This window comes from Streptomyces prunicolor NBRC 13075 (genome assembly GCF_000367365.1).
GTDB lineage: Bacteria > Actinomycetota > Actinomycetes > Streptomycetales > Streptomycetaceae > Streptomyces > Streptomyces prunicolor.
Genome location: NZ_BARF01000074.1, coordinates 231,592 through 256,266, shown reverse-complemented (window position 1 = coordinate 256,266; position 24,675 = coordinate 231,592). Strand labels below are relative to the sequence as shown.

Sequence of the window (24,675 nt, the reverse complement as noted above, 5' to 3'; positions counted from 1 at the left end):
CCGTGTTCGGCGGCGGGCGCAGGGACGAGGAGAAGGCCCGGGCGAAGGAGCGGGTGTTCAGCCTTCGGGACGAGTTCTCGCAGTGGGACCCGCGTCGGCAACGCCCCGAGCTGTGGAACCTCTACAACGGACGGCACGCGCCCGGCGAACACGTCCGCGTGTTCCCGCTGTCCAACTGGACCGAGCTGGACGTCTGGCAGTACATCGCCCGCGAAGGCATCGAACTCCCCCAGATCTACTTCGCCCACTATCGCGAGGTGTTCGCGCGCGACGGCATGTGGCTGACCGCCGGTGAGTGGGGCGGCCCGAAGGCGGGCGAGACCGTCGAGAAGCGCCAGGTCCGGTACCGGACCGTCGGTGACATGTCGTGCACCGGCGCTGTGGACTCCGACGCCGCCACGCTGGAGCAGGTCATCACCGAGATCGCCGCCTCCCGGGTCACCGAGCGCGGTGCCACCCGTGCCGACGACAAGCTGTCCGAGGCCGCGATGGAAGACCGTAAGCGCGAGGGGTACTTCTAGCCATGAGCACCATCACCATCGACACGCTGCGGTTCGCGACGGCCGGTTCGGTCGACGACGGCAAGTCCACGCTCGTGGGGCGGCTGTTGCACGACTCCAAGTCGGTGCTGACCGATCAACTGGAGGCGGTGCAGCGGGTGTCGGCCGATCGTGGGCAGGATGCCCCCGACCTCGCGCTCCTCACCGACGGGCTGCGCGCCGAGCGCGAGCAGGGCATCACGATCGACGTGGCGTACCGCTACTTCGCCACCCCGCGCAGGCGGTTCATCCTCGCCGACACCCCGGGCCATGTGCAGTACACCCGCAACATGGTCACCGGCGCCTCCACCGCCGAGCTGGCGATCATTCTGGTCGACGCGCGCAACGGTGTCGTCGAACAGACCTTGCGGCACGCCGCGGTTGCCGCGCTGCTGCGGGTGCCCAACGTCGTCCTGGCCGTCAACAAGATGGACCTCGTCGGGTACGGGCAACCGGTGTTCGAGCGCATCGTCGAGGAATTCGCGGGCCACGCGGCCGAGTTGGGGCTGCCCTCCTTCACGCCGATCCCGGTGTCGGCGCTCGTCGGCGACAACGTGGTGGACCGTTCGGCGCACATGGACTGGTACGAGGGTCCGGCGCTGCTTGAGTTCCTGGAGGACGTGCCGGTCGCCGCGGACCCGTCCGACGCACCGGCCCGTTTCCCGGTGCAGTACGTCATCCGGGACGGTGAAGTCCGTTGGTACGCGGGCCAGTTGGTGTCCGGTTCGCTGCGCGTCGGGGACCGGGTGACGGTGCATCCCTCCGGGGAGGGTTCCGAGATCACCGGGATCTCCGTGCTCGGCACCGAGGCCGAGGTGGCGTACGCCCCGCAGTCGGTCAGTCTGCGGCTCGCGGATCAACGGGACGTGTCGCGCGGGGACATGATCACCGCCGGGACCGACGCGCCCTCGCTCACACAGGACGTGCGGGCCGCCGTATGCCATCTGGCCGACCGGCCGCTGCGGGTCGGCGACCGGGTGCTGGTGCGGCACACGACCCGGACGGTCAAGGCGATCGTCAAGGACCTCGCCGGCGCGGCCGAGCTGACCGCGAACGACCTGGGCCGGATCACCCTGCGTACCGCCGAGCCGCTCGCGCTGGACGACTACGCGGTCTCCCGCCGCACGGGCGCGTTCCTGGTGATCGACCCGGCGGACGGCGCGACGCTCACCGCGGGGATGGTCGACCTGGGCTGATCCTCGCCCGCAGAGACCGCAGAACGCCCTCGGGCCCCGTTTCGGACGGGGTCCGAGGGCGTTCGCGTGCCCGGCCCGAATAGCCCGTCGAAATGACCTGTTGCCGTCGCATCCGTCACGAGTCGTCAATAGCGCGGTAACAACGGGAGCAGCTGTGCGGCAGTGGCCGTTGAACGGGGTATGCCGCTCGACACGGGGCCAAAAGTCCCGAGCGGTGCCCGTCGAGAGACCCTGACAAAGGGCGCCGTACCATTCATATAGTTGAAAGCAGGACAGCCTGCTCCATGAACGGACCCGCCTTGCAAGAACGCCCTTCCGCCTCCGCCTCCTGGCGCATCGCACTGCCGCACACCGCCGCGGCCGTGCCGGTGGCCCGCGCACTGGTCCGTACCGCTCTGTCCGAGGTGAAGTACACGGCCGACAGCGACACCGCGGAGCTGCTGACGGCGGAACTGGTCGCGAACGCGGTGGAACACACCGCCGGTGACGCCCCCATAGAGCTCGTGGTCGAGCTGCTGCCCACCGGTTGCCAGGTCGAGGTGCACGACCCCGACCCGGTGCCGCCCCTGAGTCTGACCAAGCCCGCCGACGAGGAGCCGGACCCCTGGCAGGAGCACGGGCGCGGCCTGCTGCTGATCCGCGCCCTCAGCTCGTCCTGCGGCCACCGCCCGACCGAGTCGGGCAAGGCGGTGTGGTTCAGGCTGCCCGTCGTACCACCGCAGTGGCACCCGGCGGGATAGCCGCCGAACGGCATGAGCGCAGGTCAGGCCAGTGTGGCCACGAGGATGGCCTTGATCGTGTGCAGTCGGTTCTCCGCCTGGTCGAAGACGACCGAGTGCGCGGACTCGAAGACCTCGTCCGTGACCTCCAGCGAGTCGAGGCCGTGGGTCTCGTATATCTCGCGGCCGACCTTGGTACCGAGGTCGTGGAAGGCCGGCAGGCAGTGCAGGAACTTGACGTCCGGGTTGCCGGTGGCCCGTAGGACGTCCATGGACACGGCGTACGGCGCCAGGGCCGTGATCCGCTCGTCCCAGACCTGTTTGGGCTCGCCCATGGAGACCCACACGTCGGTGACGACGAAATCGGCGCCGGCCACGCCCTCCTCGATCCCCTCGGTGAGCGTGATGCGCGCACCGCTCCGCTCGGCGAGCGCGCGGGCGGCGGTGACGATCTCCTCGGCGGGCCAGTACGACTTCGGGGCGACAATCCGTACGTCCATGCCGAGCAGCGCGCCGGTGACCAGGTAGGAGTTGCCCATGTTGAAGCGGGCGTCGCCCAGGTAGGCGAAGGCGATCTGCTTCAGCGGCTTGGCGCTGTGCTCGGTCATGGTGAGCACGTCGGCGAGCATCTGGGTGGGGTGCCAGTCGTCGGTGAGGCCGTTGTATACGGGCACTCCGGCGTACGCACCCAGTTCCTCCACGGCGGCCTGGCTGTCCCCGCGGTACTCGATGCCGTCGAACATCCGGCCGAGCACGCGTGCGGTGTCCTTCACGGACTCCTTGTGCCCGATCTGCGAGCCCGACGGGTCGAGGTAGGTCGTCGAGGCGCCCTGGTCGGCCGCGGCGACCTCGAACGCGCAGCGGGTGCGCGTCGAGGTCTTCTCGAAGATCAGCGCGATGTTCTTGCCCGACAGGTACCGCGTCTCGCCCCCGGCCCTCTTGGCGGCCTTCAGCTCGGCGGCCAGCTCGATCAGACCGCGGAACTCCTCCTCGGAGAAGTCCAGCTCCTTGAGGAAGTGGCGGCCGGCGAGGGCGGTCGGGACTGTCGCCATGGGGGCGCTCCAGAGATGCGGGTGCGGGGAACAGGTGCTTGCTTTTGGAATTCTATACGATGGATAGAATTTCTATACGGCGTCCCGCTCGACCGGGCAGCTCATGCAGCGCGGCCCGCCCCGACCCCGGCCCAGCTCGCTCCCCGGGATCTCGATCACCTCGATGCCCTGCTTGCGCAGATAGGTGTTGGTGGTGGCGTTCCGTTCGTAGGCGACGACGACTCCGGGCTCGACGGCGAGGACGTTGCAGCCGTCGTCCCACTGCTCGCGCGCGGCGGCGTGCACGTCCTGGGTGGCGGTCAGGACGCGGATCGCGTCAAGACCGAGGGCGGCGGCGATCGCGCGGTGCATGTGCTCCGGCGGATGGTCGGTGACCTTCAACTCCTTGTCGCCGACGCCCGGTTCGATCGTGTACGACCGGAGCATGCCGAGCCCCGCGTACTGGGTGAAGGTGTCGCCGTCGACCATCGTCATCACCGTGTCGAGGTGCATGAAGGCGCGCTGCTTGGGGATGTCGAGCGCCACGATCGTCCGTGCGGAGCCCTCGGCGAACAGCTTGTGCGCGAGCATCTCGACGGCCTGCGGGGTGGTCCGCTCGCTCATGCCGATGAGCACCGCACCGTTCCCGATGACGAGTACGTCCCCGCCCTCGATGGTGGACGGGTAGTCGGCCTGCCCCTCGGACCAGACGTGGAACTTCTCGGCGCGGAAGAGCGGGTGGTGCCGGTAGATCGCCTCGAAGTGGACGGTCTCGCGCTGCCGGGCCGGCCAGCGCATCGCGTTGACGGAGACGCCGTCGTAGATCCAGGCGGAGGTGTCGCGGGTGAAGAGGTGGTTGGGGAGGGGGGCGAGGAGGAAGTCGTCGTGGTCCATGACGTGGAAGCGGACGGAGGTCGGCTCCGCGTGGGCTTCCAGGAACTCCCGCTTGGTCATGCCGCCGACGAGCGCCTCGGCCAGTTCGGGGGCGGGCAGGGCCTCGAAGGCGGCGCGGAGGTGGTCGGTGGCGAGCGGGCCGTACTCCTTCTCGTCGAAGACGCGGTCCAGGACGAGCGCGCGGGCCGCCGGGATCGCCAGGGACTCGGCGAGCAGGTCGCCGAAGAGGTGGACGGCGACGCCCCGGTCGCGGAGCACGTCCGCGAAGCCGTCGTGCTCGGCGCGCGCCCGGCGCACCCAGAGCACGTCGTCGAAGAGGAGGGCGTCCTTGTTGCTGGGGGTGAGCCTTTTGAGCTCCAGATCCGGCCGGTGCAGGATGACGCGGCGAAGCCGCCCGGTCTCGGAGTCGACATGGAGTGCCATGTCTCCATCCTGACCATCTACGGCCGAGTTCACCCCCTTACTTCACCTACCGCCACCACTTCACTTGCCGCCACTTGTTTTCGTCCTCTTGACGACAAGTAGGCCGCGCGATTATCGTCTTACTGACGAGATCGATGCGGGATCTGACCGGATCCCACGGGAACCGACGGGATCTGAGGAACTCTGATGGCCGACATCACCCGGCGCCTGGGCTGGCGCCACCTGCGCGGAGCTCCTACGGCACACATCCGGCACCACCGCTCCGGCAAGCTGCTGCACGACGGGCCCGGACTCAGCTTCTGGTTCCGCGCGTTGACCGCCGCGCTCTCCGAAGTGCCGGTGGACGACCGGGAGTTGGCCATGACCTTCCATGCCCGTACGTCCGACTTCCAGGACGTGGCGGTCCAGGCGACCGTCACCTACCGGATCAGCGACCCGGCCCTGGCCTCCGCACGGCTCGACTTCTCGGTCGACCCGGACACGGGCGTCTGGCGGGGATCGCCCCTTGAACAGCTCGGCACCTTGCTGACCGAGACGGCTCAACAGCACGCGCTGGCCGTACTCGCCCGGACACCCCTCGCATCCGCGCTGGTCGACGGGGTGACGGCGGTACGGGAACGGATCGCGGAAGGCCTCGGCGCCGAACCGCGCCTGCCGGCCACCGGCATCGAGGTGGTCGCGGTCCGCGTGATGGCCATCCGCCCCGAGCCCGAGGTGGAACGGGCGCTGCGCACCCCGGCCCGCGAACAGATCCAGCAGGAGGCGGACAAGGCCACCTACGAACGCCGGGCGGTGGCCGTCGAACGGGAGCGCGCGATCGCCGAGAACGAACTCGACAGCCAGATCGAACTCGCCCGCCGCGAGGAGCAGTTGGTCGACCAGCGCGGCACGAACGCCCGCCGCGAGGCCGAGGAACACGCGGCCGCGGACGGCGTACGGGCCGAGGCGGAGGCGACGCGTACGGTACGGCTCGCCGACGCCGAGGCGGCACGTTCCGTACGGCTGGCCCGTGCCGAGGCCGAGGGTGCGCGCGAGGTGGGTGACGCGCGGGCGCATGCCCAGGCAGCGTGGCTGCGGGTGCACTCCGACGTGGATGTGGCGACCCTGCACGCGCTCACCGGGACGCGGCTCGCGGAGAACCTGCCGAACATCGACAGCGTGACGATCTCGCCGGACGTGCTGACGGGGTTGCTCAGCAGACTGGGTGCCGGTGCCGGTGCCGGTGCCGGCGAGGTCGGCGCGTGAGTCTCGCGCCGCGGGCTGTCCTCGTCCATCGGACCACGGAGTACGAGGAGTTGGTCGCCCGGCACGGGACGCATGGGCAGGCCGCGTACTTCCTTCGATCGCGGGGCCGGGACATCGAGGAGGTCGCCGAACGGCACCGCCGGACGCGGCGAGCGCTGGCCGAAGTGTCCTCGGCGATCCCTCTGACCTGGCGTCAGACCCAGGTCGAGCGGGGCGACTTGGACCGGTTCCTGTTCGCGCCGGAGGACGTGGTGGTCGTGGTCGGGCAGGACGGGCTGGTCGCGAATGTCGCCAAGTACCTCGCCGGGCAACCGGTGTTGGGCTTCGACACCGACCCCGGGCGCAACCCGGGCGTCCTGGTACGGCACCGCCCGTCGGCCGCCGCCACCCTGCTGCCGTCGGCGCACGCGGCCGGTACCGGTGTGGACGAACTCACCATGGTCGAGGCCGTCGCCGACGACACACAGCGGCTGGTCGCGCTGAACGAGATCTATCTGGGCGCCGTCGGTCATCAGACGGCCCGATACCGCCTGGGTCTGGAGGGCGACGGGGGTGTCGTCGAGGCCCAGGCGTCCTCCGGGGTGCTCGTGGGAACGGGCACCGGGGCCACGGGATGGCTCCGGTCGGTGTGGCAGGAGCGGGGCAGCGCCCTCGCCCTGCCACACCCCTCGGAGGACAGGTTGGTGTGGTTCGTACGGGAGGCTTGGCCTTCGCCGGTCACCGGGACGTCGCTGGTGGCCGGTGAGCTGGCCGGATCGGCGGTGCTGCAACTCACGGTCGAGTCCGAGCAGTTGATCGTGTTCGGGGACGGGATGGAGGGGGACGCTCTGGAGCTCACTTGGGGGCAGACGGTGCGTGTGGGGAGGGCGGCGACGGCTCTGCGGCTGACGGGCTGACGCCTTCCCGTGTCCCCGACGGTGCCCACATGGTCGCCGCCGATGCCAGTGCCACTGCCGCCGAGGCGACGAGCACCGGCACATTGCCCAGCCAGGCCGCCACCGCCCCGCCGCCCAGCGCTCCGACCGGCACGGTCACCAGGAGCGCGGCCTGGGTGAAGCCCGCGACCCGGCCCTGCAGGTCCGCCGGTGTGACCAGTTGCTGCGTGGTGGTCATGGAGATCGCCCAGACGGTGCCGGACAGACCGTAGATGAGCTGGTAGGCGAGCAGGAGCGGGAAGGCGGCGCCCCAGGACGCGGCCGGGATCAGGAACACCGAGGCGCCCGTGAGCAGCCCGCAGACCCGGGTCGCCCGCCACAGTCCCATGGTCCTGCCGAGCCGCCCGGCCAGCAGGATCCCGATCACCGTGGCCGCGCTCATCATGGCGAAGACGATGCCCAACTGCCAGGCGGGCAGCCCCAGATCACGGGTCGCGTAGAGCACGAAGAGGGCCGCCGCGGCCCCGCTGCCGAGGTTGAGCCCGGCGCCCGCGAGGACCATGCGCCACAGCTGCCATTCGCCGCGTACGACGGCAAGTCCCGCCCGTAGCGCGGCCGTCGGCGATTCACCGGGAGTGTCCCGTCGGCCGACCGGGGTGTCGAGGGCGACGGGTAACGCGAACAGGAGCAGCGCCTCCACGGCGTACGCCGCGCTCCCCGCCTCCAGCGCCGGGGCGGCGCCGACGAAGCCTACGAGCACACCGCCGAGCGCCGGTCCACCGATCTGGCCCGCTGTACGGGCCCCGGTCAGCACCGAGTTGGCGCCCAGCAGCCGCTCGGGGCCGACGACCCGGGGCAGCGCGGCCTGGAGGCCGACCGAGAGGGTGAAGGTCAGGGCGCCGGAGACGCCCGCGACCACGTAGACCTGCGGCCAGGTCACCCGCCCCACGGCAGCGGCGAACGCCACCGATCCGACGACGAGAGCCTGCGCGCACGTAGCCGACACCAGCAGCCGGCGCAGCGGCACCCGGTCCACCAGCACTCCGGCGAACGGGCTCAGCAGCGCTCCGGGCAGATACGTCAGCGCCATGATCACCGCCGCGCCCAACGGCCCGGCGTCCAGCTCGGTCACGGCCAGCAGCATCAGCGCGAGCCCCGTGACCTGCCGGCCCACGGAGCCGACGGCCTGCTCCACGCACAGCAATATGAAGGGGCGGTGCCGCCGCAACGAGCGGTCGTCGAGCAGCAGGGTCATCCGTCAGATACCCGTGCAGGGAACCGGCCAGCGCCTCAGGCGTGGCGGCAGAGCCACCGCCCAGCCGTCGGTGACCAGGGCGAGCCGCTCGGCCGCCAGCAGATCGAGGGCCACCCGGTGCACGGAGCTCAGCGCGTCGACGGGCGTGGCCGCCTGCAGGGTGTCGAACGCGGCGATCAGGTCGGGGTGGTCGAGGGTGAAGCGCGCCGAGGCGGGGCGGTTCCTGCGGTCCATGACGGAGACGAAGTCCGGGCCACGGCGGTGATAGCACATCCCGTACGCATACCCGGCCCGCCAGTCCGTCAACTCGCTTGTCTCGCCGGGGTGTTCGGCGGGCGGCGGAAGGTGGCGCAGGATCCGTACGTCGTACGTCGCCTTCCCGTCCGCCGTCTCGTTGTCCGTCGTGCGCCAGTGCGTGTCGAGGCCGTGGCTCTGGCACTCGCGCAGGAACTGGACGGCCACCGCCGTCTGCCGCCCTCCCGCGCCCAGTCGGAGCGGCTCCGCCACGTCGATCCGTCGGCCGGTGGTGCGGTGCGTGACGCCCTCGGGCAGCCCGAGCCCGGTCATCCCGCAACCGCCTGTGGGGCCGGGACACTGTCGTCGGCCGGGCCGCGGTCGATGCGGACCGGCAGCTCGCGCGTCGGCAGGGCCACGTACGTCCGCCCGTCACGGAACAACAGGCCCAGCGACAGGACATGTCGCAGCCACTCGTCCAGCGCGCCGGCGGGGACGTCGTGTCCGTCTCCGGTCAGCAGCCGGTGCAGCGCGGGCTCGGTCCGGCCGTCCTCCAGGCGGCGCAGCGCGGCGGCCTGCCAGCCGGTGAAGCGGTGGGTGCGGTGCGGCATTCCGTGTCGCCGGTCGTGGACCGACAGGGCGCTCCCGCTGTCCCCTTCATCTTCGTCCTCCATCAGCAGGCTCGATCCCGGATGCCCGGTGATCCAGGCCGCCACGGCCCTCTTGAGGGCCGCCTCCGTCGCCCCTCCCACGCCCGCGTCCTCCGTGTCGAACAGGTAGACCAGATCGGCGAGTTCGTCCTCGGGCAGGTCGTAGACGTGCTGGTACATCTCGGCCGGACGGCGTTTGCCGAAGCCGAGGCCGGGGTCGGTGAAGTGCGGGCTGAACCGTTCGAGCTGGATGCGGTGGGCGCCGCCCGGCGGCTGGAGGTGGACGAGCGCGGGCAGCTGCTCGATGACGGAGGCGTAGTCCTCGGCGGTCTCACCCGGGAATCCGTACAGATAGTTCCAGGTGCAGGTGATCGAGTGGTTCTCGAACTCCCGGAGCGTACGGATGTTGCGGGCGCCGGCGACCCCCTTGTCCATGAGGTCGAGGACCCTGCTGCTCAGGCTCTCGATGCCGGGCTGCAGAAGCACCGCGCCCGCCCTGCCCAGGAGTTCGATCTGCTCGCGGGTGAGGTTGGACTTGACCTCGTAGTGCATCCGCAGGTCCCAGCCGCTCTCGGCGGCGAGCGGGAGGAAGTCCTTGAAGTACGCCATGTCGATGATGTTGTCGACGGTGACGACGTCGAGGATGCGGTGCCGGCGCACCAGGCGGTCGACCTCGCTCCACAGCCGCTCCCCCGGCTTGGCGCGGAAGGCCATGGCGGAGCCGTTGAGCCCGCAGAAGGTGCAGTGGTGCTTCTCTCCCCACCAGCAGCCCCGCGCCCCCTCGACGACCAGTTTCGGGTACACGTACTCGATGACGGGTGACGCCTCCAGGGCCGCCTGCCACTGGTCGTAGTCGGGCGAGGGGATGTCGGCGGGCGCCACGGTCCGCCGGGTCTCCGTGTTGGCCCGGGACACCTCGCCGTCCCACCAGCACAGGCCCGGGACGTCCGCGGGCGGCGTGCCGTCGTCGAGGTGGCGCAGGAGGGCGGGGAAGGCGTACTCCCCTTCGCCGCGCACCACGTGGTCGACGAACGGGTGGTTGCGATGCAGGGCGTGTCCCATGGGGCCGTCGCAGTTGCTGCCGCCGAAGACGACGACGAGCCCGGGGCGGCGGCGCTTGAGCTCCTTGGCCAGCGCGAGGGAGGGCACGTTCTGCATGAAGGTGGTGGTGAACCCGACGACCTCGGGGTCGTCCGCGAGTACGTCGGTGGCGCTGCGGTCGATGAACTCGGCTGCGTGGAGACGCATTTCGGAGGCGGTGTCGACGGAGATCCCGCGCTGCGCCGCGTAGTCCCCGAGGCGGGCGACACCCCAGTCCGGGTCGTCGTACAGCACGCCCGAGAAGACCCAGTCGCCGAGCCCGTGGAAGATCGAGTCGCTGCCGACCGCCTCGTAGTCACCGGGACGCAGGTGCCCGCCGGACCGCTCGAGGAGCAGCTCCGCGAAGCTCAGTGAGCCGTGGTACTCGCTCACCTCGTCGTCCGGACGGGCCTGCCGCAGCAGCGTGTGCAGCAGGCCCACCTGAAGCGAGGGCAGATCGATCGGATGCCAGGGCATGGTCACCAGCCGAACGCGCATACCGCCGCCGCGGACTTCCGCCTCCGCTCCTCGCCCGGTCAGCGGGTCGGCCGCTTCTCCATGACGGCCGGTCGGCGGTTCGTGCGCTCTTCCTCACGGATCACTGTCTTCTTGATGTCCATCGACGCGCCCCTCCCGAACTCCCGTACGCAACAAGGCTGTTCACCCTACGGACGGAGACGGGAGGGACACAAGGGTGCCGTGCGCATCCTGTGGGCACCCCGGCCCGCAGGCCAGGTCACAGCCGCGGGTCCACCGGCTCCGACTCCAGCGCCAGCACCCCGAACACCGCCTCGTGCACCCGCCACAGCGGCTCCCCCTCGGCCAACCGGTCGAGCGCCTCGAGACCGAGCGCGTACTCCCGGATCGCCAGTGACCGCTTGTGGTTGAGGAAGCGGCCACGAAGGCGGGTGAGGTTGTCGGGACGCGTGTACTCCGGGCCGTAGATGATCCGCAGGTACTCACGGCCGCGGCACTTGATACCGGGCTGCACCAGCCTCCCCTGCTCGCTGCGCACGACCGCTCCGACCGGCTTGACGACCATGCCCTCGCCGCCACGCCCCGTCATCTCCAGCCACCAGTCGACACCGGCCTGTACCGACTCGGGGTCACCGGTGTCGACGTACAGTCGACGCGTAGTCTGCAGCAGGCCGGTGCTGTCGTGCTCCACCAGCCGGTCCAACAGGGCGAGTTGGTCGTCATGCGGGAGTCCGGCGAGGCTGCGTCCCTGGACCGCGAGGATCTGGAACGGGGCGAGCCGGACACCGTCGAGGCCGGACGTGGTCCAGCAGTAGCGCCGGTACGCGTCGGTGAACGCCGAAGCGTCCGCGGCGCGTTCCCGCTGCCGGGACAGCAGCGTGTCCACGTCGACACCCCGTACCGCGGCACCCTCCAGCGCGGCCAGCGCACCCGGGAACACCGCACCGGCCGCGGCGCCGACCGCCGCGTACTGACCACGCAGCAGCCCGGACGCCTTCAGCGACCACGGCATCAACTCCGCGTCCAGCAGCACCCAGTCGGTGTCCAGTTCCGCCCACAGGCCCGACTCGTCGAGCGCCGTCCGCAGTCGGCCCAGGATCTCCTCGGTCACCGTCCCGTCGTCGAAGAAGGGCCGACCGGTACGCGTGTACAGAGACCCCGTGGGCCCGCCGTCCACGCCGAACCGCTTCGCCGCCGCCTCCGCGTCCCGGCACACCAGCGCCACCGCCCGCGAACCCATGTGCTTCTCCTCGCACACGACCCGCGCGACCCCGTCGTCGGCGTACTGCGCGAACGCCTCCGCCGGGTGCTCCAGATAGCCCTCGACGTGCGAGGTCGCCGTCGGGGCCATCGTCGGCGGCAGGTACGGCAGCAGGCGCGGGTCGACCGCGAAGCGGCTCATGACCTCCAGGGCCGCCGCCGCGTTCTCCTCGCGGACCGACACCCGGCCGGCGAGCCGGGTCTCCACCACCCGGCGGCCGTGCACGTCCGCCAGGTCGAGCGGGCGGCCGTCGTGGCCGCCGGGCGCCTCGGTGAGCAGCGGGCGGGTCGGCTCGTACCAGACCTGCTCGGCCGGTACGTCGACCAACTCCCGCTCCGGCCACCGCAGGGCGGTCAGCTTGCCGCCGAAGACGGCGCCCGTGTCCAGGCAGATGGTGTTGTTGAGCCAGCTGGCCTCGGGGACCGGGGTGTGGCCGTAGACGACGGCCGCGCGACCCCGGTAGTCCTCGGCCCACGGGTAGCGCACCGGCAGGCCGAACTCGTCGGTCTCGCCGGTGGTGTCGCCGTAGAGGGCGTGCGAGCGGACCCGGCCGGAGGTGCGGCCGTGGTACTTCTCGGGCAGGCCGGCGTGGCAGACCACGAGCCTGCCGCCGTCGAGGACGTAGTGGCTGACGAGTCCGTCGATGAACTCCCGCACCTGGGCACGGAATTCCTCGGTCTCCTCCTCCATCTGCTCGATCGTCTCGGCCAGGCCGTGCGTGTGCTGGACCTTGCGGCCCTTGAGGTAACGGCCGTACTTGTTCTCGTGGTTGCCCGGTACGCACAGGGCGTTGCCCGAGCCGACCATCCCCATCACGCGGCGCAGCACACCGGGCGAGTCGGGGCCGCGGTCGACGAGGTCGCCGACGAAGACGGCCGTGCGGCCCGCCGGGTGGACGCCGTCGTCGTAGCCCAACTTGCCGAGCAGGGTCTCCAGTTCGGCGGCGCAGCCGTGGATGTCGCCGATGATGTCGAAGGGGCCGGTGAGGTGGGTCAGGTCGTTGTAGCGCTTCTCGGTGACGATCGTGGCGTGGTCGATCGCCTCGACGCCGCGCAGGATGTGCACCTTGCGGAAGCCCTCGCGCTCCAAGCCCCTTAGGGAGCGCCGGAGTTCGCGGGTGTGGCGGGTGATGACGCGGCGGGGCATGTCGGCGCGGTCGGAGCGGGAGGCGTTGCGCTCGGCGCAGACCTCCTCCGGTACGTCGAGCACGATGGCGATGGGCAGCACGTCGTACTGCTTTGCCAGGTCGATCAGTTGGCGTCGGCCGTCCTGCTGGACGTTGGTCGCGTCGACGACCGTGCGGCGGCCGGCGGCGAGGCGCTTGCCCGCGATGTAGTGCAGGACGTCGAAGGCGTCCCGGCTGGCGCTCTGGTCGTTCTCGTCGTCCGCGACCAGGCCCCGGCAGAAGTCCGAGGAGATGATCTCGGTCGGCTTGAAGTGCCGGTGCGCGAAGGTGGACTTGCCGGAGCCGGAGGCGCCGATCAGCACCACGAGGGAGAGGTCGGTGACGGGCAGGACGCGCCCCTTGTTCTGCGTCTCGGTCATGCCGCCTTCGCCTCCTTCGTGGTCTGCTGCTGGACTGCGCTCATGGTGAAAACAGCCATCTGGGTGGGCGGTCCCACCTCGGGGTCGTCGGGTCCGACCGGTACGAACTCGACGTCGTAGCCGTGCCGTTGGGCGACCTTCCCGGCCCACTCCCCGAACTCCGCGCGGGTCCACTCGAAGCGGTGGTCGCGGTGCCGGACGTGTCCGGCGGGGAGGGTCTCCCAGCGGACGTTGTACTCGACGTTCGGGGTGGTGACGACGACCGTCCTGGGGCGGGCGGCGCCGAACACCGCGTACTCCAGGGCCGGCAGCCGGGGCAGGTCGAGGTGCTCGACGACCTCGCTGAGCACGGCGGCGTCGTAGCCCTTGAGGCGGTTGTCGGTGTAGGCGAGCGAGCTCTGGAAGAGCTGGACGCGTGCGGCCTGCCGCTCCCCCATGCGGTCGAGCTTGAGGCGGCGGCTCGCGATGGTGAGCGCGCGCATCGACACGTCGGTGCCGACGATCTCCGTGAACCGGGTGTCCTTGAGCAGCGTGTGCACCAACTGGCCCTGCCCGCACCCGAGATCGAGCACGCGGGCGGCACCGGACGCCTTGAGCGCCTCGACGATGGCGTCCCGGCGCTGCACGGCGAGCGGTGTCGGCTTCTCCTCGGCCTCCGTCTCCGGCTCGACGGCGTTGTCGATCTCCTCGACCTCGCTGTCGTCGGCCTCGGCGAGCCGCACCAGTTCCAGCCGCTCCATCGCCTCCCGGGTGAGGGACCAACGGCGGGACAGATAACGGCTGGTGATGAGCTTCTGCTCGGGGTGCGTGGGCAGCCAGCCCGCACCGGCGCGCAGCAGTTTGTCGACCTCGTCGGGCGACACCCAGTAGTGCTTGGCGTCGTCGAGGACCGGGAGCAGGACGTACAGGTGGCGCAGTGCCTCGGCGAGGGTCAGCGTCTCCGACTCCAGTACGAGACGGACGTAGCGCGAGTCGCCCCATTCGGGGAACTCGGCGTCCAGCGCGACCGGTTCGACGGTGACCGTCCAGCCGAGCGGCGCGAAGAGCTGCCGTACGAGGTCGGGGCCGCCGCGCGCGGGCAGCGCGGGCACCTCGATGCGCAGCGGCAGCGGCTGCTCCGCGCGCTCGGGGCGGGCGTTGCACACGCCCCGCATGGCGCTGGAGAAGACCGCGCTGAGCGCGACGGCAAGCAGTGAAGAGGCCGCGTACGGACGGTCGTTGACGTACTGCGCGAGTGCCGCGTCGGGTGCGCCGCCGCGTCCCTTGCCCTTGCCACGCCGGACCAGCGCCACCGCGTCGACCTCCAGCAACAGCGCCGCCGTGCAGCGCTCGGGATCCGCCTCGGGGTAGAGGACGTACGCCTTGCCGTAGGAGGTGGAGAACGCCTGCGCCTTGTCGGGATGCTTGTGCAGCAGGAAACCGAGGTCGGTGGCGGGGCGTTCGGGGGTGCCGGTGGTACTGATCGTCAGGAACACGGTGGGTCTGCCTCGAAACGTCTTCTGAGCCTCTGAGCTGGGAAAGCGCGCCGCCCCTGAACTCGGGGAGCGCGTCCGCCCAACGTACAGGGAACATCCCTGACCTACTCAGGCATTTTCCCTCCCCCGCGACGGGGAGCGTGAGCCGTACGCGGGTCCGAACATCACGAGGAGCACCAGGTCCTCGGTCACTTCGGTGAATCGGTGCTCTTCACCGGCCGGCACGAAGATCACCGCCCCGGGACCCACCTCGGCCGTCCGGCCCGGTGTCTCGATCCTGGCGCGTCCGGCCGTGACGACATAGATCTCGTCCTCGGTGTGCGGGCTCTGGGTGTCCAGCCCGCCGGCCGGGATGCAGTACGTCCCCACCGACAGATCCGCCGTCCGCAGCTGTTCGACCCAGTCATTGCCCGCTTCGCCGGGATGCGTCCACACGCCCGCGCCCTTGATGATCTCCATGACGGGACCCTAGTGCTCGTCCCGGGGAGGGCAACACCCTTGAAATGATCAGCGGTTGTTGTGTCGCCGGGGGCAGGGCTGGTAGGACTGTGGCGCGCCGTCACCGTCACATGTTCGATTCTGCGGGGGTTCATGTGGTCGCCACGGCCTTCACCTCCTCGCCGCGGCAGCGTCCCGATGGACCGCCCCCAACTCGGCCGCGGCTTCCGGCAGTTGCCCGGCGGGCCGCGCAGCACGGGCTGGTGCTGGCCGCCGTCTCGGTGACCGTGTTGCTGTGTGCGACGGCGCTGGCCGCGCTCGCGGGGCTGGCGGGGAGTTCGGTGCAGGCCGGGGCCGTGCGGCGGCTGGCGGCCGACCCCAACGCGCAGGTGAACGTCAACGCGTCCTACCGGGCCGGGGGAATGGCCGTCGCCGACCGGGATGTACGGGCCGCCGCGGAGCGGGTGTTCGCCGGGGTGCCGCAGCGGACGTATGTCGGACTGCTGGGCACGTCGGCGGTGTCGGTGACGGGGATCGACGGGGTCGTGGGGCCGCCGCGTGGTCCGGGCGGCAGTGGGCTGCATCCGGTCGCGGTGCAACACGCGGCCGGATTCGGGGAGTTGGTCGCCGGGCGGTGGCCTGCCGGTACGGCCGACGCACCGGCCGGTGCGTTCACCTCGCTGCCCGATGTCCCGGTCGCCACCGGGTCCACCGCGCCGGTCGACACGGCGGTGCCCGACGCGCTCGCCAAACGCCTTGATCTCAGGCCCGGTTCGCGCCTTCGGGTGCAGGACGCCTTCAGTCGTGCCATGACGCTGCGGGTCACCGGGGTCTTCCGGGCGACCGGCGCGGTCGGGTTCTGGCCCGCGATGGCCGGCGATCTGACTCAGGACGGGACCACCGACCAGGGCCTGTTGGTGGTCTCGGCGGCGGCGCTGAACGGCAGCACCGTCCTGAACGGGCATCTGACGGCCCACTGGAGTGTGCAGCCCGACCTCTCCCGGCTCGACGCGGACCGCCTCGCCGGGCTGCGCGACCGGCTGCGCGCGTTCTCCGGCAGCCAGAGCGGGGTGTCCGTGTTCGGCGGGCGGCAACCGTCCCTCACCGACCTCACCGTGGCCTCCGGACTGCCGGGCGCGATCGACGAGTTGACGGTGCCGACGGTGGCGGCCCGCTCCTCGCTGTATCTGCCGAGCGTGCTGCTGGCGGTCCTCGCCCTGGCCACCCTGGTACTGGCCGCCCGCCAGCTGACCGAACGCCGGCGGGACGAGCTGGCCCTCCAACAGGCAAGGGGCGCGGGCACGTTGAGGCTGCTGCGCGGTGCGACGGCCGAGTGGGCACTCACCGGCGTACCGGCCGCGCTCGTCGCGCCCTTCCTGGCCGGGCTGCTGCACTCCGGCAGCCGGGGCGCCGACGCGTGGGCGGCCGTAGGTCTGACCCTGCTGGTGCACGCGGCGGCGGTGCTGCTGCCCGTGCTGCCGTCGACGCGCTCGCGGCCGGCCCGTGGCGCGCGGGCCGCCGCCGCGCAGCGGCTGGGCGCGGACCTGGCGCTGCTGGCCGTGGCGGCCCTGGGGTATCTGGAGCTACGGCGGCACCACTCGCTGATCGCCGATGTGGGTACCGGCAGCGCGTCCGCCGACCCGGTGCTGGTCCTGGTGCCGACCCTGGTGGCCGGCGCCGCCGCACTGCTTCTGCTACGGCTGCTGCCGCTGACCTCGCTGCTGCTGGACGCGTTCGGGCGGCGTAGTCGAGGACTTGTACTCGCCCTGGCCGGTTGGCAGTTGAGCCGGCGGGCCGCGCGCAACGCGGGGCCGGTGGTGCTGATGTGCCTGGCCGTGTCGGTGAGCGCCTTCGCCACCACCGCGCTGGCCTGCCTGGGCGGACTGGCGTCCGAGCAGGCCGCGTTCACCGTCGGCGCGGACGTACGGATCGATCCGTCGGCGGACGACGATTACCCCGCCGCCGTGCTGGCCTCCGCCTATCGCGCGCTGCCGGGGGTGACCGGCGTGCGGCCGGTGACACGGGCGACCGTGAACCTGCCCGGCGGCGCCACCGAGGACCTGGTCGGCACGGTCGGCGGACCCGCGCCCCGCACCCCGTCGCCGGTCGTGCCCGGGATAGCGCTGCCCGGGCGGCCGACCGCGCTGCTGCTGGACGAGCGGCTGGGCAGCGACGGCAGCCGGGTGGCGCCGGGGCTGGAGTTGACCGTGCAGGACGCGGCCGGTCTCGTCAGCGTCGTACCGGCGCGGCTGCCGACCGCCGACGGGGTCCGGCACACCGTCGTGGTGCCGCTCGACGTGGCGCTGAGCGGCGGCCATCCGCGGGCGTATCCGCTGACGGTGACCGCCGTCGCGGTCCTCCCGCAGCCGGGCACGCCTCCCGCGCGGCTGGACCTGGACCTGATCCGCGTCGGTGCGCGGGAAACCGGGAGCACCTCCGACACCTGGGTCTCCCGGCTGCCCGGCGGGCAGGTCTGGTCCGACGGCACGGACCACGCCGCCGACTCCACCGAGGGTGCCTGCAAAGGGAAGTTGACCGACATCTACAACCCCGGCACGCCCGGGGTGTGCTCGATCGTCGCCGGCGGCTCGGCAGTGCTCCGGACGACCGTCAGCACCGGCATCCGTCCCTCCCAGACGATCTCGGACTCCTTCGGCGGTCTGTCCGACAGTGACTACGACACGCTGCCCGGCAGCCAAGTGCGGCTCGTGGCGGGCCCGTTGGGCGGTCCGGCGCCGCTTCCGGTACGCGCCGACGCCTCGACGCTGCGCGCCGCCCGCCTGCACGTGGGCAGCACCACGACACTCGACCTGGGCGGCGGCCGGATCACCGCCAGGATCGTCGGCCGCGTCGACGCGACGCCCGGACTGGGCCGCGGACAGGGGCACTTGATCGCCGACCAGCGCCAACTCGCCACCGCGCTCACGCTGTCCGGTGCCGATCGGCAGGACCCCGCGTTCTGGTGGCTGAGCAGCACCGACAGCGCGCGTACGGCCGCGGCTGCCGAGGCGCAGCCCGCGCTGGGCGCCGTCACCACCACGGCACGCGCCGCCGCGTCCCTCCAGAGCGACCCGTTCCGCGCCGGGTTGCGCCGGGTACTGGAGTTGGTCCGCTACCTGGCCCCCGGGTTCGCGGTTATCGCCTTCACCGTGCACGCGGTGGTCTCCACCCGGCAGCGCCGCAAGGAGTTCGCGCTGCTCCGGGCGATCGGCGTCCGCGCGGCCGGCCTGTCCGCGCTGCTCGGCGCCGAACAGGTGGGTCTGGCGCTGTTCGCGGTGATCCCGGGGGCGTTGATGGGCATGGCCCTCGCGTCGGCGGTACTGCCCCTGGTCACCGTGGACGACAGCGGCGAGGCTCCCTATCCGCCGCTGCCGCAGGTCATCCCCTGGGGCACGGTCGCGCTGACCGCGGTGGCAACTGCCCTGGCGATCAGCGCGGTTGTGCTGGGGCTGGCACGGTTGTTGGCCCGGGTGGATCTGGTACGGGTGCTGCGGGCGGGGGAGGACCGGTGAACCGTGCGGCCGGACAGGGGCGGACGGTGGCCCAACCCGCGGGCGCAGGCCCGGTGTTGACGCGACCGGTGCGGCCGGGCACGGCAGGAAAGGGCGCACAGTGACCCGAACCATGGACACGGACGCGGCGGTGACACGCCCCGTGCGGCCCGGCACAGCGGTCACCCGGCGTCTGATCCGCAAGGAATCCCGCGGTGACCTGCCGATGCTGGCCTGTCTTGCCGTGCTGGTCCTCGTGCTGACGGCGCTGTGCGCCTGGGCCCCCGCGCTCGCGGGCCGTCAGGAGGACCGGGCGCTGCGGCAGCGCGTCGACGCCGCGCAGGGCCAGGCGCCCCTGATCAGCCTGAGCACCACACCGGCGGTCTTCAACACCTCACCGCCCTCCGTGGACATGGCCGCGCTGCTCGCCGCCGGCCGCACCCTCACTCAGCCGCTCAGCGGCGCCGCCGCGCGGCACCTGTCGTTCACCGGCGGCGGCAGCTACGACTACGACCCGGCGTCCCTGCTCTCGCCCCGGCCGCCGGGCCCGGCGAGCACGAGCACCCAGCTGACGGTCAGCTATCTGCCGTCCGCGCGGGCTCATCTCCGCTACGTCAGCGGTCGCGCGCCCGCCGATCACACACCGCTGACCACCGCGCCCCAGATCGGGCTGTCGCAGGCCACCGCGCGGGCGCTCGGCGTCCGGGCCGGCAGCCGGCTGAGCGTGGAGTTCCCGAAGACGCCGGGGGCCCAGAACACCGCGCCCGACGCGGAGTTGGTGGTGAGCGGGGTCTACCGCACCGAGGCCGCGACCGACGGTTTCTGGACCGGCCGGGAGACGTTGGACCAGCCCTCGCGCTACCAGGCGGAGCGTTCCGCCGGCACGGTGCTCGCCGTGCGCGGCCTCGTCGGCCGCGACGCCGCCGACCTGCTGGCCGGTGCCGGGGTGGGCGGCCCCCGGGTGACCTGGCAGTTGCGCGCCGACCTCTCCGGCGCGGCGCTCGACCGGGCCCGCGCGCTGACCGGGCCGCTCTCCCACTTCGGCGCGGACCTGAGCGCCGCCCTGTGCCAGGGCAGCGACTGGGTCACCGGCGACATCGCCTGCCAGGTCGGCGGCCAGTCCACCCAGTCCCTGCTGGTGACCGACTCCCTCACACCGCTGCTCACAACGTTCACCGCTCAGGACCAGCAGGCCAGGGCCCTCGCGACATACGCCGTCGACGCGCTCGCCGCGGTCGCGCTGGCCACCGTGGCCGTCGCGGTACGGCTGCTGCTGCGCCGCAGGCAGCCGCATCTGCGGTTGCAGCGCGCGCGGGGCGCGTCCACCGCCCGGCTGGTCCTGCTGCGCTGCGCCGTGGCCTGGCCGGTGGTGCTGATCGCCGCGCTGCTCGGCTGGGCGGGCGGCGCGTACCTCGCCCCCACCGGCACCTCCGGCTCCCCGCAACCGCTCCCCGCCGCTCTCACCACCGCGGTGGTGCTGCTGACGGTGCCGCTGATGACCTGGCTCGCGGTCCGCGAACCCCGCAGACCCGGCCGACTGCGCCGCACCCGCCGCAGAACGGCCGTGGGCCGACGCCTGGTCCTGGAACTGACGGTGCTGCTCGCGACGGCGGCCGGCGTGGCCGCGCTCCGCTCCCAGGGCCCGGACGGAATCCTGGGCGCGGTACCGGTTCTGGTGGCGCTCGCCGTCGTACTGATCCTGCTGCGCGTCTATCCGCTCGTCCTGCGTCTGGTCCTACGGCAGACCCGGCGCGGCCGGGGCGTGGTGGGCTTCGTCGGGGCGGCCCGGGCCGCGCATGACGCACCGGCGACCGGACTGGCCCTGTTCGTCCTGGTGTTGACCCTGGGCACGGCGGTGTTCGGTGGCCTCGTACAGCGGACGGTCGACGACGGGCTGACCACGGGGGCGGCCTGGAGCACCGGCGCGGACGCGAGCGCGACGGTCGCGGGGACCGTGGCTCCGGCCGGTACAACTGCGGTCGCCCCCACCGGAATTCGGACCGCCCTCCAGCACCTGCGCACTCTCGACCTCGCGGGACAGGCCGACGGCGCGGTGGTCTCCCAGGTCGCCGTGATCACCGTCGATCCCCGTCAACTGGCCGTCATCGCCCCGAAGTCACCGCTGGCCGACGCCCTGCTGACCGGACTCGCCACCACCCCGCCAGGAACCCGGCTCGACGCGAGCGTCCCTCTCCCCTCCTTCCTCTCCCCCGGCCTGCGGGCGCGCGAGCGCACCGGTGGCTTCACCACCACCGTGGTGACCCAGGGGCAGCCCCCGGTGAACCTCACCCTCAAGCCGGTCGGCACCCTCACCGACGCCGAACTGCGCGACCCCCTCCTCGGCCCGGTCACGGCCCAACTCCCGGAGGGGACACCGATGTTGATCACCACCGCGACCGCCGATCACCTGCTGTCCGCACAGGCCTCGGGCAGCACCGTCCTACTCCTCAAGGGCGACGGCAAAAGCGACGGCGAGAGCGGTGCCAGTCCTACGGCACTGCGGTCGGCGGCGGCCAAAGCGCTCGGGCCGCTGGCCCGGATCCGGGTCCGCGCCGAGACGCTGGGCGCCCTGCGCGCGGACGGCCTGACACAGGGCCTCGGCACGCTCTACACGACCGGTTCGATCCTGGCCGCGCTGTCCGGCCTGCTCGCGCTCGCCCTGGAACTGACCCTCACCTCCCACGAACGCAGCCGCACCACCTCGTTCCTGCGCACACTCGGCCTCGGCGGCAGGGAAGCCGGGGCGATCCACTTCCTGCAACTGCTGCCGCTGGCGGTGGCCTCGGCGGTGGGCGGCACGCTGCTCGGCCTGCTCGAACCTCGGCTCCTGGCAGGGACGTTGGACCTACGGCAGTTCACCGGCGGCCCGGCCCAACCGGCGCTGCACACCGACTACTCGCTGACCGTCGCCCTCGTCGCCGGCGTGACCGCGCTGATCCTGGCCGCCGCGGCAACAGAGACGGTCCTCGCCCGCAGACGCCGCCTGGGAGCGGTACTCCGCCTGACCTGAACGCCCGCTGACCTGAACCTCCCTTGGGGGCAAGCCGGTTACTGCACGCGCTCCGTACCGTCAGTGCCGTCTACGCCGTCCGCCTCGGACTTCGCCCGCCGCGCGGCCTCGTCGGGCCAGACGCCGATGTGGTCGCTCTCCAGGGCCAGCCGCACCCGCTTGCGCAGGTGCAGGCGCTCGGTGAACTCGCCGGGCAATTGCAGCCGGCCACTGGCGTCCAGTACGGCGTACTCCTCGGCGGTGCGCACCTCGACGCCGTCCTCGCCGGTGGCGAGCCGCCTCAACACCTCCGTGGAAGTACGGCCGTTGCGGATCCGTACGGTGCGCTGGACCTGCTCGGACACCAACGCGTCGTGGGTCACCACGATCACGGTGACGCCCAGCTCCTCGTTGGCCCGGCGCAGCGCGGCGAAGACCTCGTCGCTGGTGGCGGTGTCGAGTTCGCCGGTGGGTTCGTCGGCGAACAGCACCCGGGGCTCGTTGGCGTTGGCCACGGCGACGGCGACCCGCTGCTGCTCACCGCCGGAGAGAGTGTCGGGGGTGCGGTCCCGGCAGTGCCCGACGGACAGCAGGTCGAGCAACTCCTCGGCGCGGTCCCGCCGTTGGGACCGCTTGATCCCGGTGTACGTCATCGGCAGCATCACGTTCTCGGCCGCCGTGAGGTAGGGCAACAGGTTGCGGGAGGTCTGCTGCCAGACAAAACCCACAGTGCTACGGCGGTAGTCGAGCCGCTCCCGGCGTTTCATCGCCAGCAGGTCGTGCCCGGCAACCTCGGCCGCACCCGCGGTCGGCACGTCCTGGCCGGAGAGGATGCCCAGCAGGGTGGACTTGCCGGAGCCGGAGGCCCCGATCACCGCGATCATCTCGCCCTGGGCCACGGTGAGATCGAGCCCCTGGAGGGCCTGCACCTCGACGCCCTCGGTCTGGTAGATCCGCACCAGGTTCTCGCAGACGACAAGACCCTCCTCGCGCCGAGGGGCTGCGGCCTCGGTGGCCCGGCGCCGCAGCTCGGCCAAGTCCGGTGCCCCGGTGGGCTGTTGGTGAACTGCCACACGGTCCCCCGAGGAGATGAAGTCTGCGGAAGTGAGGTCTGCGGATCACGATGTCTGACAGCGGCCAGGGTAGTGCGGGTAGTGCCGAGGACCGACGACGCGGTCAGTCGTCGTCGACGATCCGCCCGTCGCGGAGTTCCAGCACCCGGTCGGCCAGCGCGAGGAGTTGGGTGTCGTGGGTGGCGACGAGGGCGGTGACCGACTCACTGCGGACGACGGCGCGCAGCAGGTCCATCACGGTGAGACCGGTGTCCGCGTCGAGCTGACCGGTGGGTTCGTCGGCGATGATCAGGGCCGGGTTGTTGGCGAGCGCGCGGGCGATCGCGACCCGCTGCTGCTGGCCGCCGGACAGCTCACCGGGACGCTGGTCGGCATGGTCGGAGAGACCGACCAGAGACAGCAACAGGTCGACGCGGGCCTCGCGTTCACGGGCCGGGACCTTCCGCAGGCGCAACGGCACCCCGACGTTCTCGGCGGCGGTCAGAATCGGGATGAGCCCGAAGGACTGGAAGACGAAGCCGATCCGGTCGCGGCGCAGCGCCAGCAACTCGTCGTCACCGAGCCCGGCCAGGTCGGTGCCGTCCAGCGTGATCCGGCCACCGTCCGGGGTGTCCAGCCCGCCGACCAGGTTGAGCACGGTGGTCTTCCCGGACCCGGATCGCCCCCGGAGCGCGACGAGTTCACCGCGCGGCACGCCGAAGGAGACACCGCGCAGGGCATGGACGGCGGTGTCACCGCTGCCGTAGCTCCGGCGCAGATCCTCGACCACCACCATCGCGCCGCCCGGTGTCCCGACCTCCGCGACAGCACCGCGCCCACTGACCTGTTGTTCGCTCACACGCCCTCCCCCGCCCCGCCCCCGTCCTGCAACCGCACCGTACGGTACGCCCGCTGCCCCGCCCAACTACCGCACAGGGCAGGCGAATCGCACCCTCGGCCATCACGCCGACCCGGCCGCCAGCCGCTCCACCGTCGTGACCGTCCGGTCGAGGATCGTGTCGTAGAGGCGGGCGTGGGCGGCGGGCAGCCCGGCGAGGAGGGGGCGCAGGGCGTCGGCCGTGGGGTCGGGGCGGGGGAGGTCGTCGAGCAGGGCCGTCATCTCCTCGTCCGGCCTGCGGTACCCCTCGTAGACGGCGTGGCCGAGCATCGTGGACGAGATCAGCGCCACGGCGAGGGCGAGGTCCTCGTCACAGAGTCCGGCCGGGGTGAGGATCTCGCGCAGCCGGGTCAGGCCGGGAATCCAGGCGGGGTGCCGGGTCGTCGTCATGTACGGCATGAGCTGTGGGTAGGGGCGGAGGTTGGCCTGGGCCGCCCGCATCCAGGCGCGGAGGCGGTCCGGCCAGGGGCCGTCGGCGATGGGGGCGCGCCGCATGGCTTCCAGGACGTGGTCGGCGGTCGCCTGGAGGAGGGCGTCGCGGTCCGGGAAGTAGCGGTAGAGGGCCATGGGGGCGGCGCCGACGACATCGGCGACACGTTTGATGGTGAGGGAGACGGCCGGTTCGGCGAGCAGTACCTCGACCGCGCCCTCGACGATCCGCTCCCGCGACAACCGGGGCGGACGCCCCCTGCCCCTGCGGCCGGAACCCGTCGCCACCTGCGCCATCCGCTGAACCTCTCCGTCCGCGACAGCCGTGCCCGGACAGGTGAAGGCTACCGCTCCGACACCTTCTCCAGCCCGCGCCAGCCCACCTCCGCCTATTTTGCGTACGTCATACGAAAAACATGCCAGACTCATTTCGTTCAGCCCCGTGTCGCACGCACCAGCACGCACCAGCACGCACCAGC

Annotated in this window: 18 protein-coding genes; 7 read left to right on the top strand and 11 right to left on the bottom strand. The window is 71.8% G+C overall.

Annotated features, from left to right (window positions below; all coding sequences use genetic code 11):
- The 3 genes from cysD to SPR02S_RS32105 form a co-directional block, all read left to right on the top strand.
- The coding region (gene cysD / locus SPR02S_RS32115) for a sulfate adenylyltransferase subunit CysD (protein WP_019061133.1) at window positions 1-521 on the top strand (521 nt) is incomplete at its 5' end.
- Between the two features lie 2 nt (window positions 522-523).
- On the top strand, window positions 524-1,735 hold the full coding sequence (locus SPR02S_RS32110) for a sulfate adenylyltransferase subunit 1 (RefSeq protein ID WP_019061132.1): 1,212 nt from the start codon (window positions 524-526) through the stop codon (window positions 1,733-1,735).
- Between the two features lie 284 nt (window positions 1,736-2,019).
- On the top strand, window positions 2,020-2,475 hold the full coding sequence (locus SPR02S_RS32105) for an ATP-binding protein (RefSeq protein ID WP_019061131.1): 456 nt from the start codon (window positions 2,020-2,022) through the stop codon (window positions 2,473-2,475).
- 23 nt (window positions 2,476-2,498) lie between these two features.
- Here the strand turns inward: SPR02S_RS32105 and argF are convergent, their stop codons facing one another.
- On the bottom strand, window positions 2,499-3,506 hold the full coding sequence (gene argF, locus SPR02S_RS32100) for an ornithine carbamoyltransferase (protein ID WP_019061130.1): 1,008 nt from the start codon (window positions 3,504-3,506) through the stop codon (window positions 2,499-2,501).
- A gap of 72 nt (window positions 3,507-3,578) precedes the next feature.
- Window positions 3,579-4,802, bottom strand: coding sequence for an arginine deiminase (locus SPR02S_RS32095; protein WP_019061129.1), 1,224 nt, complete (start codon window positions 4,800-4,802; stop codon window positions 3,579-3,581).
- Between the two features lie 186 nt (window positions 4,803-4,988).
- Here SPR02S_RS32095 and SPR02S_RS32090 point away from each other — a divergent pair, with 186 nt between their 5' ends.
- Window positions 4,989-6,047: an SPFH domain-containing protein gene (locus tag SPR02S_RS32090; RefSeq protein WP_019061128.1), complete on the top strand. Its 1,059-nt coding sequence runs from the start codon at window positions 4,989-4,991 to the stop codon at window positions 6,045-6,047.
- Complete coding sequence (locus SPR02S_RS32085; RefSeq protein WP_019061127.1) at window positions 6,044-6,943, top strand: NAD(+)/NADH kinase; 900 nt, start codon at window positions 6,044-6,046, stop codon at window positions 6,941-6,943. Before SPR02S_RS32090 ends, SPR02S_RS32085 begins: the two co-directional genes overlap by 4 nt.
- On the opposite strand, the gene SPR02S_RS32080 is transcribed toward SPR02S_RS32085, so the two are convergent.
- The 6 genes from SPR02S_RS32080 to SPR02S_RS32050 all read right to left on the bottom strand — a co-directional run bounded on the left by SPR02S_RS32080 (window position 6,882) and on the right by SPR02S_RS32050 (window position 15,358).
- Window positions 6,882-8,177: an MFS transporter gene (locus SPR02S_RS32080; RefSeq protein ID WP_019061126.1), complete on the bottom strand. Its 1,296-nt coding sequence runs from the start codon at window positions 8,175-8,177 to the stop codon at window positions 6,882-6,884. The genes SPR02S_RS32085 and SPR02S_RS32080 overlap by 62 nt on opposite strands.
- Window positions 8,178-8,180: 3 nt before the next feature.
- Window positions 8,181-8,744, bottom strand: coding sequence for a DUF5825 family protein (locus SPR02S_RS32075; RefSeq protein ID WP_019061125.1), 564 nt, complete (start codon window positions 8,742-8,744; stop codon window positions 8,181-8,183).
- A complete protein-coding gene (locus SPR02S_RS32070) occupies window positions 8,741-10,639 on the bottom strand; it encodes a RiPP maturation radical SAM C-methyltransferase (RefSeq protein ID WP_019061124.1) in 1,899 nt (632 codons plus the stop codon). Before SPR02S_RS32070 ends, SPR02S_RS32075 begins: the two co-directional genes overlap by 4 nt.
- Before the next feature lie 238 nt (window positions 10,640-10,877).
- Window positions 10,878-13,424, bottom strand: a complete 2,547-nt coding sequence (locus SPR02S_RS32060; RefSeq protein ID WP_019061123.1) for a polynucleotide kinase-phosphatase — start codon at window positions 13,422-13,424, stop codon at window positions 10,878-10,880.
- On the bottom strand, window positions 13,421-14,899 hold the full coding sequence (locus SPR02S_RS32055) for a 3' terminal RNA ribose 2'-O-methyltransferase Hen1 (protein WP_019061122.1): 1,479 nt from the start codon (window positions 14,897-14,899) through the stop codon (window positions 13,421-13,423). The genes SPR02S_RS32060 and SPR02S_RS32055 overlap by 4 nt, the downstream gene beginning before the upstream one ends.
- A gap of 108 nt (window positions 14,900-15,007) precedes the next feature.
- On the bottom strand, window positions 15,008-15,358 hold the full coding sequence (locus SPR02S_RS32050) for a cupin domain-containing protein (protein ID WP_019061121.1): 351 nt from the start codon (window positions 15,356-15,358) through the stop codon (window positions 15,008-15,010).
- 110 nt (window positions 15,359-15,468) lie between these two features.
- On the opposite strand from SPR02S_RS32050, the gene SPR02S_RS32045 reads away from it, so the two are divergent.
- Complete coding sequence (locus tag SPR02S_RS32045) at window positions 15,469-18,849, top strand: FtsX-like permease family protein (protein ID WP_078623068.1); 3,381 nt, start codon at window positions 15,469-15,471, stop codon at window positions 18,847-18,849.
- Between the two features lie 100 nt (window positions 18,850-18,949).
- The gene (locus tag SPR02S_RS32040) at window positions 18,950-21,838 is read left to right on the top strand and encodes a hypothetical protein (RefSeq protein ID WP_245607647.1); all 2,889 of its coding nucleotides are present in this window, start codon (window positions 18,950-18,952) and stop codon (window positions 21,836-21,838) included.
- Between the two features lie 38 nt (window positions 21,839-21,876).
- Here SPR02S_RS32040 and SPR02S_RS56730 read toward each other — a convergent pair whose 3' ends face one another.
- The 3 genes from SPR02S_RS56730 to SPR02S_RS32025 form a co-directional block, all read right to left on the bottom strand.
- A complete protein-coding gene (locus tag SPR02S_RS56730; RefSeq protein WP_444545439.1) occupies window positions 21,877-22,890 on the bottom strand; it encodes an ABC transporter ATP-binding protein in 1,014 nt (337 codons plus the stop codon).
- A gap of 103 nt (window positions 22,891-22,993) precedes the next feature.
- Window positions 22,994-23,665 carry an ABC transporter ATP-binding protein gene (locus SPR02S_RS32030; RefSeq protein WP_245607650.1) on the bottom strand — a complete coding sequence of 224 codons (672 nt, stop codon included), beginning with the start codon at window positions 23,663-23,665 and terminating at the stop codon, window positions 22,994-22,996.
- A gap of 165 nt (window positions 23,666-23,830) precedes the next feature.
- Window positions 23,831-24,493 (bottom strand): TetR/AcrR family transcriptional regulator, encoded by a 663-nt coding sequence (locus SPR02S_RS32025; protein ID WP_019061116.1) that lies wholly within the window; start codon window positions 24,491-24,493, stop codon window positions 23,831-23,833.
- Window positions 24,494-24,675 lie beyond the last annotated feature (182 nt).

What these genes read in the sequence shown, in the direction of transcription:
- SPR02S_RS32110 (WP_019061132.1), top strand. Translation starts at nt 524, where the DNA reads ATGAGCACCATCACCATCGACACGCTGCGGTTCGCGACGGCCGGTTCG.
- SPR02S_RS32105 (WP_019061131.1), top strand. Translation starts at nt 2,020, where the DNA reads ATGAACGGACCCGCCTTGCAAGAACGCCCTTCCGCCTCCGCCTCCTGG.
- SPR02S_RS32050 (WP_019061121.1), bottom strand. Translation starts at nt 15,358, where the DNA reads ATGGAGATCATCAAGGGCGCGGGCGTGTGGACGCATCCCGGCGAAGCG.
- SPR02S_RS32080 (WP_019061126.1), bottom strand. Translation starts at nt 8,177, where the DNA reads ATGACCCTGCTGCTCGACGACCGCTCGTTGCGGCGGCACCGCCCCTTC.
- SPR02S_RS32095 (WP_019061129.1), bottom strand. Translation starts at nt 4,802, where the DNA reads ATGGCACTCCATGTCGACTCCGAGACCGGGCGGCTTCGCCGCGTCATC.
- SPR02S_RS32060 (WP_019061123.1), bottom strand. Translation starts at nt 13,424, where the DNA reads ATGACCGAGACGCAGAACAAGGGGCGCGTCCTGCCCGTCACCGACCTC.
- SPR02S_RS32045 (WP_078623068.1), top strand. Translation starts at nt 15,469, where the DNA reads ATGTTCGATTCTGCGGGGGTTCATGTGGTCGCCACGGCCTTCACCTCC.
- SPR02S_RS32030 (WP_245607650.1), bottom strand. Translation starts at nt 23,665, where the DNA reads ATGGTGGTGGTCGAGGATCTGCGCCGGAGCTACGGCAGCGGTGACACC.
- SPR02S_RS32075 (WP_019061125.1), bottom strand. Translation starts at nt 8,744, where the DNA reads ATGACCGGGCTCGGGCTGCCCGAGGGCGTCACGCACCGCACCACCGGC.
- argF (WP_019061130.1), bottom strand. Translation starts at nt 3,506, where the DNA reads ATGGCGACAGTCCCGACCGCCCTCGCCGGCCGCCACTTCCTCAAGGAG.
- SPR02S_RS32070 (WP_019061124.1), bottom strand. Translation starts at nt 10,639, where the DNA reads ATGCGCGTTCGGCTGGTGACCATGCCCTGGCATCCGATCGATCTGCCC.
- SPR02S_RS32090 (WP_019061128.1), top strand. Translation starts at nt 4,989, where the DNA reads ATGGCCGACATCACCCGGCGCCTGGGCTGGCGCCACCTGCGCGGAGCT.
- SPR02S_RS32025 (WP_019061116.1), bottom strand. Translation starts at nt 24,493, where the DNA reads ATGGCGCAGGTGGCGACGGGTTCCGGCCGCAGGGGCAGGGGGCGTCCG.